Annotated in this window: 11 protein-coding genes and 1 pseudogene; 3 read left to right on the top strand and 9 right to left on the bottom strand. The window is 60.8% G+C overall.

The genetic code is table 11. The features are described 5' to 3' along the window. Window positions 1-261 precede the first annotated feature (261 nt). Window positions 262-789: an inorganic diphosphatase gene (ppa, locus tag AC27KI_RS10995; protein WP_272569020.1), complete on the bottom strand. Its 528-nt coding sequence runs from the start codon at window positions 787-789 to the stop codon at window positions 262-264. Window positions 790-1,047: 258 nt separating this feature from the next. Here ppa and AC27KI_RS10990 point away from each other — a divergent pair, with 258 nt between their 5' ends. After that, window positions 1,048-3,129 (top strand): sodium-translocating pyrophosphatase, encoded by a 2,082-nt coding sequence (locus tag AC27KI_RS10990; protein WP_487113819.1) that lies wholly within the window; start codon window positions 1,048-1,050, stop codon window positions 3,127-3,129. Between the two features lie 319 nt (window positions 3,130-3,448). Here AC27KI_RS10990 and AC27KI_RS10985 read toward each other — a convergent pair whose 3' ends face one another. The 7 genes from AC27KI_RS10985 to AC27KI_RS10955 all read right to left on the bottom strand — a co-directional run bounded on the left by AC27KI_RS10985 (window position 3,449) and on the right by AC27KI_RS10955 (window position 12,574). Beyond that, complete coding sequence (locus AC27KI_RS10985; protein ID WP_487113817.1) at window positions 3,449-3,832, bottom strand: hypothetical protein; 384 nt, start codon at window positions 3,830-3,832, stop codon at window positions 3,449-3,451. 198 nt (window positions 3,833-4,030) lie between these two features. Next, window positions 4,031-4,297 carry a hypothetical protein gene (locus tag AC27KI_RS10980; RefSeq protein WP_487089711.1) on the bottom strand — a complete coding sequence of 89 codons (267 nt, stop codon included), beginning with the start codon at window positions 4,295-4,297 and terminating at the stop codon, window positions 4,031-4,033. A 289-nt stretch (window positions 4,298-4,586) separates the two neighbouring features. After that, a complete protein-coding gene (locus AC27KI_RS10975) occupies window positions 4,587-5,006 on the bottom strand; it encodes a hypothetical protein (protein WP_487089710.1) in 420 nt (139 codons plus the stop codon). Continuing rightward, window positions 4,988-7,804, bottom strand: a complete 2,817-nt coding sequence (locus AC27KI_RS10970) for an Ig-like domain repeat protein (protein ID WP_487089709.1) — start codon at window positions 7,802-7,804, stop codon at window positions 4,988-4,990. Before AC27KI_RS10970 ends, AC27KI_RS10975 begins: the two co-directional genes overlap by 19 nt. A gap of 145 nt (window positions 7,805-7,949) precedes the next feature. Beyond that, window positions 7,950-10,430: a DUF6531 domain-containing protein gene (locus AC27KI_RS10965; RefSeq protein ID WP_487113815.1), complete on the bottom strand. Its 2,481-nt coding sequence runs from the start codon at window positions 10,428-10,430 to the stop codon at window positions 7,950-7,952. A gap of 472 nt (window positions 10,431-10,902) precedes the next feature. Beyond that, complete coding sequence (locus tag AC27KI_RS10960; RefSeq protein ID WP_487113813.1) at window positions 10,903-11,877, bottom strand: hypothetical protein; 975 nt, start codon at window positions 11,875-11,877, stop codon at window positions 10,903-10,905. 166 nt (window positions 11,878-12,043) lie between these two features. After that, window positions 12,044-12,574 (bottom strand): Mpo1 family 2-hydroxy fatty acid dioxygenase, encoded by a 531-nt coding sequence (locus AC27KI_RS10955; protein WP_487113811.1) that lies wholly within the window; start codon window positions 12,572-12,574, stop codon window positions 12,044-12,046. Window positions 12,575-12,717: 143 nt separating this feature from the next. Between AC27KI_RS10955 and AC27KI_RS10950 the strand changes: the two genes are divergently transcribed. Together AC27KI_RS10950 and AC27KI_RS10945 are read left to right on the top strand one after the other, a co-directional pair. After that, window positions 12,718-13,422, top strand: a complete 705-nt coding sequence (locus AC27KI_RS10950; protein WP_487113809.1) for a Crp/Fnr family transcriptional regulator — start codon at window positions 12,718-12,720, stop codon at window positions 13,420-13,422. Window positions 13,423-13,498: 76 nt separating this feature from the next. Then, the gene (locus AC27KI_RS10945; protein WP_317357823.1) at window positions 13,499-14,932 is read left to right on the top strand and encodes an aldehyde dehydrogenase family protein; all 1,434 of its coding nucleotides are present in this window, start codon (window positions 13,499-13,501) and stop codon (window positions 14,930-14,932) included. Window positions 14,933-15,009: 77 nt separating this feature from the next. Here AC27KI_RS10945 and AC27KI_RS10940 read toward each other — a convergent pair. Continuing rightward, a pseudogene (locus AC27KI_RS10940) lies at window positions 15,010-15,127 on the bottom strand (ZIP family metal transporter); the annotation flags it as partial.

Here is a 15,127-nt window from a genome sequence, read left to right as displayed (position 1 = left end):
TCCAGGCGGGCAGCGCTTTCCCTGCGGGCGGCGGCGTCCGGTGGGAGGGAGGCAAGGGCAAGGCGGGACATGGGGCGGGCATCGAGGACTGTTTAAATATACAGTATTCAATCCGTTGCGGCCCAGTGCCATCCGCAGATACCGCCCATGAAAAGCCTGCGGGCACGCAGGCCGGCAGGCTTTGACAGGTTCGGCCCCGGGCGCCAGGGCGGGGGCCGGAACGGTAGAACCTGAAAAAGAAGCGAAGGGAAGCGCCCTATCTCACTTCTTGTAGTTGGCCAGGCCTTCCACGATTTCCTGGTGGGCGGCCTCGATGCCTTCCCAGCCCAGCACCTTGACCCACTTGCCTTCTTCCAGGTCCTTGTAGTGCTCGAAGAAGTGGCTGATGGCCTTTAGGCGCATCGGGTTCACGTCGTCCACGGTCTTCCAGTTTTCGTACATCTTGAGGACCTTGGTGGTGGGCACGGCCAGCACCTTGCCATCGACGCCCGCTTCGTCTTCCATCTTCAGGATGCCGAGCGCGCGGCAAGGCACGACCACGCCGGGCAGCAGCGGATAGGGGGTGATCACCAGCACGTCCACCGGGTCGCCGTCGCCGCTCAGCGTTTGCGGCACGTAGCCGTAGTTGGAGGGGTAGTACATGGCCGTGGTCATGAAACGGTCCACGAAGATGGCGCCCGATTCCTTGTCCACCTCGTACTTGATGGGGTCCGAATCCATGGGGATTTCGATGACCACATTGAAGGTTTCAGGGGTGTTCTTGCCAGGGGTGACGTTGTTGAGGGACATGGATCTCTGAAGGTTGAGGAGGTGATGGGCTCCGGCGGCCGCGGGGCCAGCCCGCGCCGGGCCGGGGGTGGCGCGATTTTAGGCGCACGCCCGGCCGCGCTTGCCCGCGCGGGCCCTTGGCAGTAAATTGGCTGCGTTGGCCAATCGTCTCCGCCTGCTCGCGCGCAGGCCCCGGGGCACGAGGAAGCAACGCAGCGGAAGCACCACCGATGCGTTGTGTTTCCTTTCCGTGCAATCGACACCCCAAGGAGAAAGAGCATGGCGAACCCGGCAGCGTTGACCCCTCCCCTGATACTGGCCCTGATCTGCGGATTGATCGCGGTGGCCTACGGCCTCTGGGCCCGCCGCTGGATCCTTTCCAAGGACCCGGGCAACCCCCGCATGCAGGAGATCGCCGGCGCCATCCAGGCCGGCGCGGCCGCCTACCTGGCGCGCCAGTACCGCACCATCGCCATCGTGGGCGTGGTGCTGGCCGTGCTCATCGGCCTGTTCCTCGATGCCATGACGGCCGGGGGCTTCGTGGCCGGCGCGGTGCTGTCGGGCGCCTGCGGCTTCATCGGCATGAACGTGTCGGTGCGCGCCAATGTGCGCACCGCCCAGGCCGCCACGCAGGGCATGGGCCCGGCGCTGGACGTGGCCTTTCGCGGCGGCGCCATCACCGGCATGCTGGTGGTGGGCCTGGGGCTTTTGGGCGTCACCGGCTTTTGCTGGCTGCTGGTGGGGCGCGGGCAGTTCACGCCCACGGCCGATCTGGCGGCGCTGCTCAACCCGCTGATCGGCTTTGCCTTCGGCTCCTCGCTGATCTCGATCTTCGCGCGGCTGGGCGGCGGCATCTTCACCAAGGGCGCGGACGTGGGGGCCGACCTGGTGGGCAAGGTGGAGGCCGGCATTCCCGAGGACGACCCGCGCAACCCCGCCGTGATCGCCGACAACGTGGGCGACAACGTGGGCGACTGCGCCGGCATGGCCGCCGACCTGTTCGAGACCTACGCCGTCACGCTGATCGCCACCATGGTGCTGGGCGCCCTCATGGTGACGGCCGCGCCGGTGGCCGCGGTGACCTACCCGCTGGCGCTGGGAGCGGTGTCCATCCTCGCGTCCATCGTGGGCTGCTTTTTCGTCAAGGCCTCGCCCGGCATGAAGAACGTGATGCCGGCGCTGTACAAGGGCCTGGCGATCGCGGGCGTGATCTCGCTGGTGGCCTTCTGGTTCGTCACCGCCTGGCTGGTGCCGGACAACGCCATCGCGGCCAGCGGCAGCCAGATGCGGCTCTTCGGCGCCTGCGCGACGGGCCTGGTGCTCACGGCCGCGCTGGTGTGGATCACCGAGTTCTACACCGGCACGCAGTATTCGCCCGTGCAGCACATCGCACAGGCCTCCACCACGGGGCACGGCACCAACATCATCGCGGGGCTGGGCGTGTCGATGCGCTCGACCGCCTGGCCGGTGCTGTGCGTGTGCCTGGCCATCCTGGTGTCGTATGCGCTCGCGGGCCTGTACGGGGTGGCGGTGGCGGCCACGGCCATGCTCAGCATGGCGGGCATCGTGGTGGCGCTGGATGCCTACGGCCCCATCACCGACAACGCCGGCGGCATCGCCGAGATGGCCGAAATGCCCGCCAGCGTGCGCGAGATCACCGACCCGCTGGACGCCGTGGGCAACACCACCAAGGCCGTCACCAAGGGCTACGCCATCGGCTCGGCGGGGCTGGCGGCGCTGGTGCTGTTCGCCGATTACACGCACAAGCTCTCGGCCTATGGCCAGGCCATCCGCTTCGACCTGTCGGACCCGATGGTGATCGTGGGCCTGTTCATCGGCGGGCTCATCCCCTACCTGTTCGGCGCCATGGCGATGGAGGCCGTGGGCCGCGCGGCGGGCGCGGTGGTGGTCGAGGTGCGCCGCCAATTCCAGACCATCCCCGGCATCATGGACGGCACGGGCAAGCCCGAGTACGGCAAGGCGGTGGACATGCTGACCACCGCCGCCATCAAGGAGATGGTGGTCCCCAGCCTGCTGCCGGTGGTGGTGCCCATCGCCGTGGGCCTGCTGCTGGGACCGAAGGCGCTGGGCGGGCTGCTGATGGGCACCATCGTGACCGGCCTGTTCGTGGCGATCAGCATGTGCACCGGCGGCGGCGCCTGGGACAACGCCAAGAAATACATCGAGGACGGCCACCACGGCGGCAAGGGCAGCGAGGCGCACAAGGCCGCCGTCACCGGCGACACCGTGGGCGACCCCTACAAGGACACGGCCGGCCCGGCGGTGAACCCGCTCATCAAGATCATCAACATCGTGGCGCTGCTGATCGTGCCGCTGGTGGTGCGGTTTCACGGGGGGTGAGCCCGCCCCGGCACGGGCAATGGCGACAAGGCCAATCAACGAACCGCGAGGAGATCTAGGCAATGACGAACATCCGCAGCGCCTTGTGGATGTTCAGTTTGGGGCTTGAAGCGAACGTACAGCTTGCGAGGCAGGGAACCTACATGGGCTTCACTTAATACCGCTGTGTAGTAGACCTGTGGCGCATTCGCAGCGCATTGGCGCCATACGCGGCATCCGGATTGAAGACCGCCAAGGGCATGTCCCCAGCCAGACGATTTCCCGAATCGGATTACCTGACATCCGATCAGCTTCAGCAAGCCGTGCAATTGGCCCTTATTTAATACTTCCAGAATGGCGTAACATTTTCCGGCGTGGAAGCAAGTGCAATCTTCATCAAATCATAAATCTCAGGCACCCCTTTTATACAAAACCAATTGATTTGACCAAAATGATCAACATTCACTCTAAATATAGCATCCCCATGATCAATTAGATAACTTACCTCTTCGACAAGCGGGGCATCTTTTAGCTGCTCAGCAGACAATCGGGGATATGGAAATGCCATGAATGAAAAATCGGTCGGTTCACCAGCAATTTTTTGCGCAGGCACGATGACACGTCGCAACTGACTAGCAACATTTTCCCCACCCTTTTCCAACAGGTTTCCCTCAAGCCTTGGCGCCCAGAGAGCAAGAACATCAACGAGCTTAACTTCTGCCATTTTTTAACTCCCTTTTATGACCCGCTTTGTACATCAGCGCGCTACCTAAGGCACAGTAGAAGTTTGTGTTGCAGGTTGGATCGGTGTTGCAGCAAGCGCACTAAACAGTTCGTCCGCAGAGGCTAAAAACAGAAGCCCCCCGGACCCCACATCTTTAGCAGCTGGCAGGGATTGCTGGTGGCTTACTTGAGGAAATTACTACCCAAGCAATGGCACCAGGGAAGCAATGACAAAAAACAGCGGAACCAAGGCACAGAGAACAACAAAAACTTTCTCTGTCACTCCTACCCTCGGAAAGATTTTTATTGCCACCATAAAAATCACTACAGCCACCCCCTGCATGGCAACCAATTCAACGAGAGTACCTCCATGGAGGTAATTTCCGAAATTAGTGAGAGACAAAACAAGAGGGAAAGCGACAACTGCCCCATAGTAGGCCATCTTGATAATTTGATTGAAGGCCATATTCACTCCCTGCAATTTTAGCCACCACTCAACCCGATGGAATCAGACTGCGCATATCTTTCCAACCCTGGGACGCTCCCGATTCCAATTCTGGAAAGAGTAGCGTCGATGCGACTAAAACAGTCAAGATGAATACACGCAAGAGGGCGTAACGTCAAATATCCAGCGGCTAAAAAATAAGCCGCCCGCCCCTCCAAAGCCTTAGCAGCTGGCAGGGGGTTGCGGGTGGCCTTTTTTAGATTAAAAAAAAGAAACGGGCTACTGGCGCTTATGGGCATTAGATAGAGTGTTATTTATTTTGAAGCAATCCATTCTGATAATCGGATCCACAAAGGTTGGGTTTGGCTTCAGCTGGATGCACGATGCAACTCCACGTCACCTTACCTTGATCAAGCATAGGCTCTTGCAAAACAATCACCGCAAACTTGGTGCTTTGAATCATGATGGCCCCCCCTGCTGTGACCCAACCAAAGTCGAATTTCATCGGGGCCAAGCCGGACGGTGGCGGCAAGTGCAACGGACCGGCCTGTGGCACAGGTTTTCCAGGGGATGCTATTAACGCTTTAGCAATTTCAATCTTCAATGGCGAAGAATGACCAACAACCAAACCAACGTAATGGCGCGGCGTGACTTCAGCCACAGGACTGCAAGCTGCAACAAATGCAGCCATCAAAACCGTAGCCCTCATTCTCATCGTGTGCATGAGCATCCTGAATCTCCGTTTTGAAGTGCTTTGTTGTACTGGTCAAGCAGTTGACGCGTAATCATGGCCTCAGCCTTTACATCCAATTGGCGATGCAAAACCCCAAGTGGATTACCCATCCTGACTCTTGTTATTAACTTTCCGCCAATGCCTTGATTGACATGCAGCATCTCATGCGCCAAGGTTTGCAGGAACTCACTTCGAATCATGTCCATTACAGGTGTTCTGCTGTCCCCGTACAAGTTCGAATTCAAGGTGATGTTATTGCGCCAATCAGTCATGCCTTCCCCATTCTCCCCCATGTTGTCCATAGTGATTGACCTCGCTAATTTTTCGAATTCTCCGGGGTTGGCGCATCGAAGTGTTTCCACCGCTTTTCTGATCTCCTCATCCGTGGCCAACCCCAGCCTATCGGTGTGGGAGAGCGGATTGCCGCCTACATAGCTGTACGTGTTCCACCCACCTGCAAGACCAATCGGATCACTTTGCGCATATCTCCCCAACCCCGGAACGTAATCCCGATTCCAATTCTGGTGAATCCCCGACTCCACGTCATAGTACTGACCTGGAAAGCGCAGATTGAATACAAAGTCCGTCTGACCCGCAGGACTGCTCTCAGCTGCCGTGGTGCCGAACGGCTCGCTCATCCAACGCCAGCGCACCGTATTGGCACGATCAACCACCACCCGCGGAGTATTCAAATGGTCTGCATGGATGTAGTAGACCTGTGGCGCATTCGAAGCCGCATTGGCGCCATACGCGGAATCCGGAGTGAAGACCGCCAAGGGCATGTCTCCCAGCCAGACGATTTCCCGGATCGGATTGCCTGACGCGTCGTATTCGCCCAGTAGATGGCCTTCGGCGTCGTACACAAAAATCGTTGTACCACCGGCCAGCCCCGTGCTCTTTCGCACCCGCAAGCCATTGTTGTCGTAGGTGTAGCTGGTGGAGCCCTGCGCATTGGTTGCCCGAACCAGCCTGCCTTTCAAGTCGTATTGCAGCGCGAAGTTGCCATCCGACGTGGTGTTGCCCGCTGCGTCATAGGTCAGCGTGATCGCTGGCTTATCGATGGAAGCCAACTGGTTGCTTTTGGGCTTGAGGTTGTACCAGCTCGATACGCCGTTGTCCGAGGCCACGTTGATGCGGTTGCCTGTACCGTCATACATGTAGGTCCAGGTTCCTTGGGCGGTGCTCACCTGTGTCAGTCTGCCCGATGCGTTGTAGCTGAACTGCTGATCCAGCGAGGGGGCCGATGAGCCGCTCGTTGCACCTGACACTGCACGGTAGTGGGTGTAGCCCGTGATACGGCCTGCCCCGTCGTAAGACACGTCACGCAGATACTCGCCCAGCGGATAGCGTATCAACCGGCCATGGGTGTCCATGACCCTGCTGTGCGCCAACGAGCCGCTGGTCATCGCCCAGTTCCAACTTTGCGGTGCACCGAAAGGTGCGTATCGCAACCCGGTGATCAAGGAGATGGGCGTGCTGGAAGCATCTTTGCCGAGACCCAGGGTAACGGGCAAACCACCGCCATACCCAATACTCAGTTTGCGACCCGAAGGGTAGGTCATGCCGATCACGTTGCCCGCAGCGTCGTATTCGTAAAGCGTGGATAAGACAACGGCCTTCTGGTTGGCAGTCGAGTTCGGATGGAGCGTTTGCTGGGCCTTGGTCACACGCCCTTGGGCGTTGTAGGCATAGGTGGTCGTCCCTTCAGGGAAACTGATCGTGGTCAACCGACCGATACCGTTGGAGAAATCGCCACCCGTCTGGTCATAAATCCATGTGTAGCTTTGGCTTTGCTGCCCAGCCTGGCTGAAAGTGCTGCCGGTCAGGCGGTTGATGGCATCGTAGGTATGGGTGGCAAGCACGCCACGGCTGTCTTTGCTGGTCAGCAGGTTGCCCGCAGGGTCGTAACTCAGTTCGGTGCTACCGGTATCTGGGCTGCGCTGCTGTTTGACCTGCCCCAATCCGTCGCGGTCATACTGTGTCGTCAGGCCTATCGGGTCGAATACAGCGCTGACTTGGTTGCTGCTGTCGTAGCTGATGACGGTGCTGTTGCCGGATGGATCGAGAACTTTCTTGGTCCGCCCCAATGCATCGTATTCATTACTGGTTGCCAAAGCCAAGTCTGGGCTATCGGGTGCCTGAGTCACCACCGTCGGATGACCTTGAGCGTCATAAGCCAAGCTCACCACGGGTGTGGGCGAAACAGGCGGGCTGGGCAATGCCATCGGTGCACCCGCCACGGTGAAAGACAACGCATTGGAGTTGCTGGCAGAGACCGCTGCACTACCAGCATAGCTGGCGCTCAGGTGATGGGCGCCAGCCACGGCAAAGCTGGTTTTCAGCGTCGCAACACCGGCATTCAAGTTGGCCGTGCCCAAGGAGGCAGAGCCGTCCTTGAATGTGACGGTCCCTGTGGCCGTGGATGGGCTGATAGTGGCCCGCAGGGTGACGGCCTCGTTGGCGACGCTGCTCGAAGGGGCGGCGCCCAATGCCAGCGTGCTGGCAGTGGCGGTTGCCTTGACCGTCAGTTGCTTTGCCGAAGAGGTGCTGGCAGCGTAGGTGCTATTGCCTGCATATACGGCTGTGAGACTCTGCGTGCCCACCGTAGCGAACGTTGTAGCCAGGCTGGCCACGCCTGTGCTGTTCAGGGTGGCATTACCCAAGTTCGTGGTTCCCGCCATGAAACGAACCGTGCCCTTTGCGGCACTCGGTTTGATGGTTGCCGTGAGTGTGGTGGATTGCCCCACAGAGACGGTGGACGACGCGAGCGTTAAATCGCTCGTGGTTTTGGTCAAGGCCTGAGCCTGGGTAAACCATGGAACAAGGCACCAGCAGAGGATGAAAAAAAAGACGGCGCAAGAATGACCGCACAGGGGCTTTAAAAAGAGCGGCTGTATCCATCGAGGCCGGCTGAATCAATGCAAACATGTTGGGCGTCTCTTATTCCAAGCCGGTGGTCTTTTGCAAGCGGCCCACAGCGTCGTACATACGGGTGATATGGCGGCTGAGAACGCCGGCAGGATCTTTGGTTTGCTGAGCGACACGGTTACCTGCGTTGTCCAGCGTGTAATCGATTCGGTTGCCCAGGTTGTCAGTAACGGCGGTCAAACGGTGGGCAGCGTCGTACTCAAAGCCAATCCAATTAGCATCGGGACGCGTGGCCCGCGTCAACTGACCTACGGCATCGTATGCATAAGTGGTTGCCTGACCCGCAACCGAAGTGCTCAACAGGCGCTGGCGCGCATCGTAGGTATTGGCAGTGACAACACCATTCGGATCGGTAATCTGGGTGATCTGGCCTGCGCCGCTGTAGCTGTACAGGGTGACATGGCCCAATGGGTTGGTGACCTTGGTGGTGTTCCCCGCAATGTCGTAGCCGTAGGTCCATACTTTGCCGCGCGTGTCGGTCATGCTTGCCACCAAGCCTTGATCGTTGTATGTCCAACGAACGGTCCGGCTCTCGTTGCTCGCAGCGTCGGTGATGGTTTCGCTGAGCTTGTTGCCCAACGGGTCGTAGGTGTATGCGGTGGTGCGGCCCGCCTCCGTGATCATGACCGGCAGATGCAGCGCTGGGTGCCACTGAGTTTGCGTGGTTTGTGCCAAAGGGGTGCTGGCTGCGCGGGTGCTTTTAAGCAGCAAACGGCGTGAAACATCCCATTCAAAGGTGGTTTTGTTACCAAGGAAGTCTGTTTCCAGAATGGGCAGATTCAAACCATCGGCAAAACTGCGGCTGGCGACGGTAGCGCCTTCAAAGGGACCGCTCGCGCCTAGGGTGCGCACCGTGCCGTCGCCACCTTGGTAGTTCCAGGTTTGCACATTGCCACGCGGATCGGTGGTTTGAACGCTGCTTTGGTACAGGGCCCCATCGACACTGCCAGTGGTCAGGCTGCCCTTATCCGCACTATTACCTTCGGGGTATGTGACGCTATAGCTGAGTACACCCCCTGCGTGGCTGGTGGATGTGGCACGGCCGTCAGCGTCATAACTGAAGGTCGCATAGCGCCGTCCGCTCTCATCGTTGATGCCGGTCAGCAAATCAGGATATTGAGCATTCTCATATAGATAGGATTTGCTTCGGCTGTCTGGATAAAGCACGCCAAGGGGACGACCCGTGCCATGCAAGGTATATGCGATGGTCTGGCCATTAGGGGCCGTAACGCTTGCAAGATGGCCTTGAGTGTCATAGAAGAATTGCAGCTTGCGACCAAAGGCATTGGTCACCTGGTTCAACGCACCGCCTGCATAACTGAGTGTCATGACCCACCCGTTGCGCCGCCCTATTTTGACGAGTACGTTATTACCATCGAATTGCCAATATGCATCGTCCTCCAGGCGAGTGATCCGCCATCCATCCGTATTTTGCTCCAAGCGGTATTCCCCGCTGTCGTTGACCCAGGGATCCGTTTTGGTATTTCGTGTGAACAGGGCCAATGTCCCGTTGCCGAATTGCGCATTGCGTTGGAAATCGCCGCCTACCAGCTGAGCAGAATAATTGTGTGACCAATAGCCTCCCCAACCTACGGGGACCTGGCTACCGCTGCTGCGATAAGTGCGGACAAGGCTTAAAGGGTGAGCGCTCTGGTCCTGCCAATCGGTTTCAACTTGAATTTTGGCGCCAGACACAGGGGCAACAGGATTGCCAAGCAACATCCCTGGATCCGCTCTGCAGATGGGAACATCTGTGACATTGATATCCATTTCTGTACTAACGTTATTGCAATCTCTGCAGATTGCTGTCAGGCGGGCAACCATCGGGCGGCGCGGGGGAATATAAGTAAATTCAAACCTCCCATTAATATCAGTTTTTCCACTGATCGATAAACCTCCAGGAACAGAAACTGTAACAAGCCAATTCTTGCCCGGCTCATCATTGGCTTTTACTGTTGCTGCCATTGATAATGATGGCCCCGCAGGCAAGACTTTTGTGGCCGCCGGACCATCAATACTGATGCTGAAGCTGCTTATACAAACTTGATATTCAGGCGAATAAACTGGGCTTCCTGGCGGGCAAACGCATGAGGCGTTATCTTCGCTGGGCATAAGGTGTGCAAAAGGCCCGTTGGGATGCCACCCATAAGGACAAGATGCGGCGATCTCTTGTTCGCTTGCATATAGGTGCCCAGGACCATAAAATATGCATACCTTTTGATATGAAAAGCTACCGGGCAATAATTTATACGATTCATACCACCCTGGCCTCCACGCATTGGCATCAATGATCGACTGCTCACAAGCTTCGCCTGGCGTTGCGTGAAAGCCGGGAGGCCCCCAAAGAGGAGCCGGGGGAGCAGCTGCAACACACAGCGGCGAGAACAAGAAAAGAGCCGTCAGGAGCAGGTACCGCCGGACATTTTTCAATCGCGAATTGAAAATCAGGACCAGCTTTTCAAGAAATCTCATTGTTTTTCCAGCGAATTTCAAAAAATTTTTCTCAAATCGATAGCGCAGTCATGGCAAGCGCTTCAATGTCAAAGGTAAAGGTAAAAATGGGGAGCCCCTCAATGCCCCCACTTGCTTTCATCAGAGCGTGTTCCTGGCACAACTCCACTAGGGAACCGCAGGGTTGATCAAATTCACGGAGTGGGTGCTGTCGGCAATTTTTATTGATGGGCCAGAGACCCTCAAGATCAAAAATTTGCACCAACACGCGCTGTCGCAATTTTAACTACGAAACAATAATTCTATTGCTTTAAAGTTAAATCAACCACGAAGTGGCCGGCAGACGCTGGACGAGCGCGTGCTGATCCCGGTCGCCGCAGGTATCGGCAGCGCCTACTGGATCGTCCAGCATGCGTCCGAAGCGAGCGTGCAGCTTGCCGAAGGCGGGTAACGCCGCATGGGTTCTGCCTGCAACCCAGCGGTGTTTTGGCTTTCGGCTGTGGTGTGATTCCCTTTATTGCCCGTTCACCAGCAGGCGCGTCGCCTCTGACGTCTTGACGCCGTTGGCATTGGCCGTGCGCACGACCAGACCCTTGTACCGGCCCGAGGCGACCAGCCAGGTGTAGCTGACGTTGGACGTCGTCGCGCCGCCGGTCACCTCGATCTTGACCTTGCAGGCGGGAAACGTCCCGGCCAGCACGCTGACCGACTCTGTCGAATAGGTGGTGATGCTGGTCTGCGCCAGCGCGGGCTGCGTGGTCCCGCCGCTTTCCGTCGTGGTGGAATAACTGGCCGCGTAGGCCGTGTCCAAGGCAGGGTTCAGCGGTGCACCCGTATAGGCGTAGGGCGTGAAATAGCTGCTGGCCGTGGTGGTCGTGCCCTGAAAGAGATTGGAGACGGTCAAACCGTAGGTCTGCCGCACGTCACCGACAACGCTCGAATAATTGTTTTCGGTCGTGGTCATGACGCTGCCGCCGAAGGATCCATTAACGGCGGCGTTGCTGTAAGTGGTGGTATTGACCTGGTTCACCAGGAACAGCCCGGTCCTGCCGCGAAAGCTCGCGCCATTCGACGTGGCGAATCTGCGTTGCTGGGTGGAAATGACCGTGGCGCCGTCGGTGTAATACACGTTGGCGTCGATCTGGGCGGTATTGCCAGCCACCGTGAGGACATGGCCGTCCTCGCCGCAATCGCTGGCGACGGTCGAAGGGGTGGTGGGCGTTGCGGGTGCCGTATCGCCTGGGGCGGGCGTCACGGGGGTGGTGCCACCCGTGGTGCCGGTGCTGCTGTCGCCACCCCCTCCGCCTCCGCAGGCCGATAAAACGCACAGGGCGATGGCGCCGAGTACCGAGGTGGTGGTTTTGGAAATTCCGAAAGAGCCAGAGATGTTGGAAAGATTTTTGGTTTCTGGACGATTCATGGTTGCGCGCAGGTTTTGGAAAGGCCCGTAGCCTATGCGAGGCGCAACCAATGACTGGAGCAATTTCACTCAGTTACATCTGCATGCCATTCAGCGCAACAAAACCCACCCGCCATTGAAATCAATTGGTAATTTCTCTAAAAATGCATTAGTGCTTCTATTTTTTACTTGGCATGGCGTATGCCCACCGAATAGAAAATCGCAACTTTTTTATGGAAAGAAACCAAACGGCGCGTCAGGCAGCCGTGCCTTGCCCGTGCGGGCGCAGGCGCACCGGGCCCGAGCGCGCCTCGATGGCCGCCTGCACCTCGCGCCGCAAGCCCATCGCAAAGCCCAGCTCGGCCGCCACGAACAGCGGGCCGACGAGCAGGCCCACCAGGTCGTCCACGAATGCCGGCTTGCGGCCTTCGTAGTAGTGGCCCAGGAACTGGATGACCCAGCCCACCACGAACAGCCCCAGCCCCGCGCCCAGCCACAGCGCCGTGGATTGCGCGGCCAGCCATTGGCCCACGGCCAGCATGGCGGCGAGTGCCAGCGCCATGGTCACGCCGTAGCGCGCATCAAGCCGAAAATAAAAGACGCACGCGGCCAGCGCGGCCAGCAGCGCGAGCGACACGGGCAGCCCGCCCAGCATCGCTGCGGGGCGCGACAGCAGCACCGTCACGGCCAGCATGATCATGGGCACGCCGATGAAATGGGTGTGGATGTTGCGCGGGTCGCGGTGGTAGTCGGCATAGCCCGACAGGTGGTCGATCAGGGTTTTCATAGGGTGTCTCCGGGGTCTGTGCGTCGCCGCTGCGCGGAATAATCGCGCCAGTGCGGCCAGGGCGTCTGTCGGCCAGCCGACACAACGGGCCACGGCTGGGGGCCGCGAACACGCTCCGGGCACCGCCCTCCTCCTCCTCTTTCATGACCTCCCCCGCCGACCACTTGCCCACCCTGCGCTCCGGCCGCTGGTTTGCCACGCTGCCCGCCGATCTGGTGCAGGCCCTGATGGCGCGGGCCGAGCTGCGGTCGCTGGCCCCGGCGCAGGCCCTGTTTCTGCGCGGCGACGCGCCTTGCGGGCTCTACGCCGTGGTGCGCGGCGCCATCGACATCTCGGGCGTGGGCGGCCAGAGCGACAAGGCGCGCGCCTCGCTGCTCACGCGGCTGGAGGCGCCGGCCTGGTTCGGCGAGATCGCGCTGTTCGACGGCTCGGTGCGCACGCACGATGCGCACGCCGCCACCCAGGCCACGCTGCTGCACATGCCCCAGGAGCCGCTGCTGGCCCACCTGGCGCGGCACCCGCAGCACTGGCATGCGCTGGCCCTGCTGTTGACCGACAAGCTGCGCACCGCGCTGGTCGCCATGGAAGAGATGGCCCTGCTGCCCGCACCGCAGCGGGTGGCGCGGCGGCTGGCGCTGATGGCCGAAGGCTACGGCCAATGGACGGACGCGGGCCGGTCGCGGCGCGTGATCGCCCTGTCGCAGGAGGAGCTGTCGCTGATGCTGGCGTTGTCGCGCCAGACCATCAACCAGATCCTGAAAGACCTGCAGGCGCGCGGCCTGCTGCAGGTGCACCGCGGGGAGATCGAGGTGTGCGACCTGCTGGCGCTGCGCGCGGCGGGCGGCTGAGCGCAGGCCCCTCGACCGCTGCCAGCGTGCGGGCTTCGCGGGCGCCGCCCGGGCCCTGCTGGCGCACAATCCGCCCATGCAGCTCCACTACATCGCCAACGCGCCCGTGGCCTCGTCCTCCGGCCGCACCATCGCCGTGATCGACCCCTCCGACGGCCAGCCCTTCGACGAGATCCAGCGCGGCACCGAGGAGGACATCGACGCGGCGGTCCACGCGGCGCGACAGTGCCACGAGGCCGTGTGGCGCAAGCTGGCGCCGGCCGAGCGGGGCCGCCTGCTGATGCGGCTGTCGGTGCTGGTGTCCGAGCATGCCGAGGAACTGGCCGCCATCGAGCAGCGCGACTGCGGCAAGCCCACCAAGCAGGCCCGGGCCGATGCGCAGGCGCTGGCGCGCTACTTCGAGTTCTATGCCGGCGCCTGCGACAAGCTGCACGGCGAGACCCTGCCCTACCTGGACGGCTACAGCGTGCTCACCTGGCGCGAGCCGCACGGCGTGACCGGGCACATCGTGCCGTGGAACTACCCGATGCAGATCTTCGGGCGCTGCGTGGGCGGCGCGCTGGCGGCGGGCAACGTGTGCGTGGTCAAGCCGGCCGAGGACGCCTGCCTTTCCCTGCTGCGCGTGGCACAGCTGGCCGCGCAGGCGGGCTTTCCGGCGGGGGCCATCAACATCGTCACCGGGTACGGCCATGAGGCGGGCGATGCGCTGGCCCGCCACCCGGGCATCGACCACATCAGCTTCACCGGCAGCCCGCGCATCGGCACGCTGATCCAGCAGGCGGCGGCGGAGCGGCACTGCCCCGTCACGCTGGAGCTGGGCGGCAAGAGCCCGCAGGTGATCTTCGCCGACGCCGACCTGGATGCGGCGGTGCCGGTGGTCATCAACGCCATCGTGCAGAACGCCGGGCAGACCTGCTCGGCCGGCTCGCGCGTGCTGATCGACTCGCTCATCTACGAGCCGCTGCTGGAGCGCCTGGGCCGTGCCTTCGAGGCCCTGCGCGTGGGCCCCGCGGCGATGGACCTGGACGTGGGCCCGCTGATCCGCCAGAGCCAGCAGCAGCGCGTGTGGGACTTCCTCTCCGATGCCCAGGTGGCCGGCATCCCGCTGGTGGCGCAGGGCACGGTGGTGGACGAGGCGCCCGAGACCGGCTTCTACCAGGCCCCCACGCTGCTGCGCGACGTGCCGGTGGACCACCGCCTGGCGCAGGAAGAGGTGTTCGGCCCGGTGCTCTCGGCCATGGCCTTCGAGGACGAGGACCACGCGGTGGAGCTGGCCAACGCCACGCGCTTCGGCCTGGTGGCGGGTGTGTGGACGCGCGACGGCGCCCGCCAGTTCCGCATGGCGCGGCGCATCGCCAGCGGCCAGGTCTTCATCAACAACTACGGCGCGGGCGGCGGGGTGGAACTGCCCTTCGGCGGCGTGAAATCGAGCGGCCATGGGCGCGAAAAGGGTTTCGAGGCGCTGTACGGATTCACCACCCTCAAGACGGTGGCGATCCGCCACGGGTAGCGATTGCTACTAAATAGATAGCACCATGCCCTAGTGGATATTGCACTGGAGGCCTTTTTGGCCTCAAGCCCCCTGGATCAGCCCAGCGCGGTGTCCAGGATCATCATGATCACGAAGCCGATCATCAGCCCGCCCGTGGCCCAGGCTTCGTGTCCCTTGCGGTGCGACTCGGGAATGATCTCGTGGCTGATGACG

The organism is Acidovorax sp. KPB24-03, from assembly GCF_057546605.1.
Note: the sequence above shows the minus strand (reverse complement) of the source record. Positions and strands in the feature narration are given on the sequence as shown.

Bases quoted from the DNA above. Each gene is read 5' to 3' on its own strand.
- ppa (WP_272569020.1), bottom strand. From the start codon at position 789: ATGTCCCTCAACAACGTCACCCCTGGCAAGAACACCCCTGAAACCTTC.
- AC27KI_RS10990 (WP_487113819.1), top strand. From the start codon at position 1,048: ATGGCGAACCCGGCAGCGTTGACCCCTCCCCTGATACTGGCCCTGATC.
- AC27KI_RS10985 (WP_487113817.1), bottom strand. From the start codon at position 3,832: ATGGCAGAAGTTAAGCTCGTTGATGTTCTTGCTCTCTGGGCGCCAAGG.
- AC27KI_RS10980 (WP_487089711.1), bottom strand. From the start codon at position 4,297: ATGGCCTTCAATCAAATTATCAAGATGGCCTACTATGGGGCAGTTGTC.
- AC27KI_RS10975 (WP_487089710.1), bottom strand. From the start codon at position 5,006: ATGCTCATGCACACGATGAGAATGAGGGCTACGGTTTTGATGGCTGCA.
- AC27KI_RS10955 (WP_487113811.1), bottom strand. From the start codon at position 12,574: ATGAAAACCCTGATCGACCACCTGTCGGGCTATGCCGACTACCACCGC.
- AC27KI_RS10950 (WP_487113809.1), top strand. From the start codon at position 12,718: ATGACCTCCCCCGCCGACCACTTGCCCACCCTGCGCTCCGGCCGCTGG.
- AC27KI_RS10945 (WP_317357823.1), top strand. From the start codon at position 13,499: ATGCAGCTCCACTACATCGCCAACGCGCCCGTGGCCTCGTCCTCCGGC.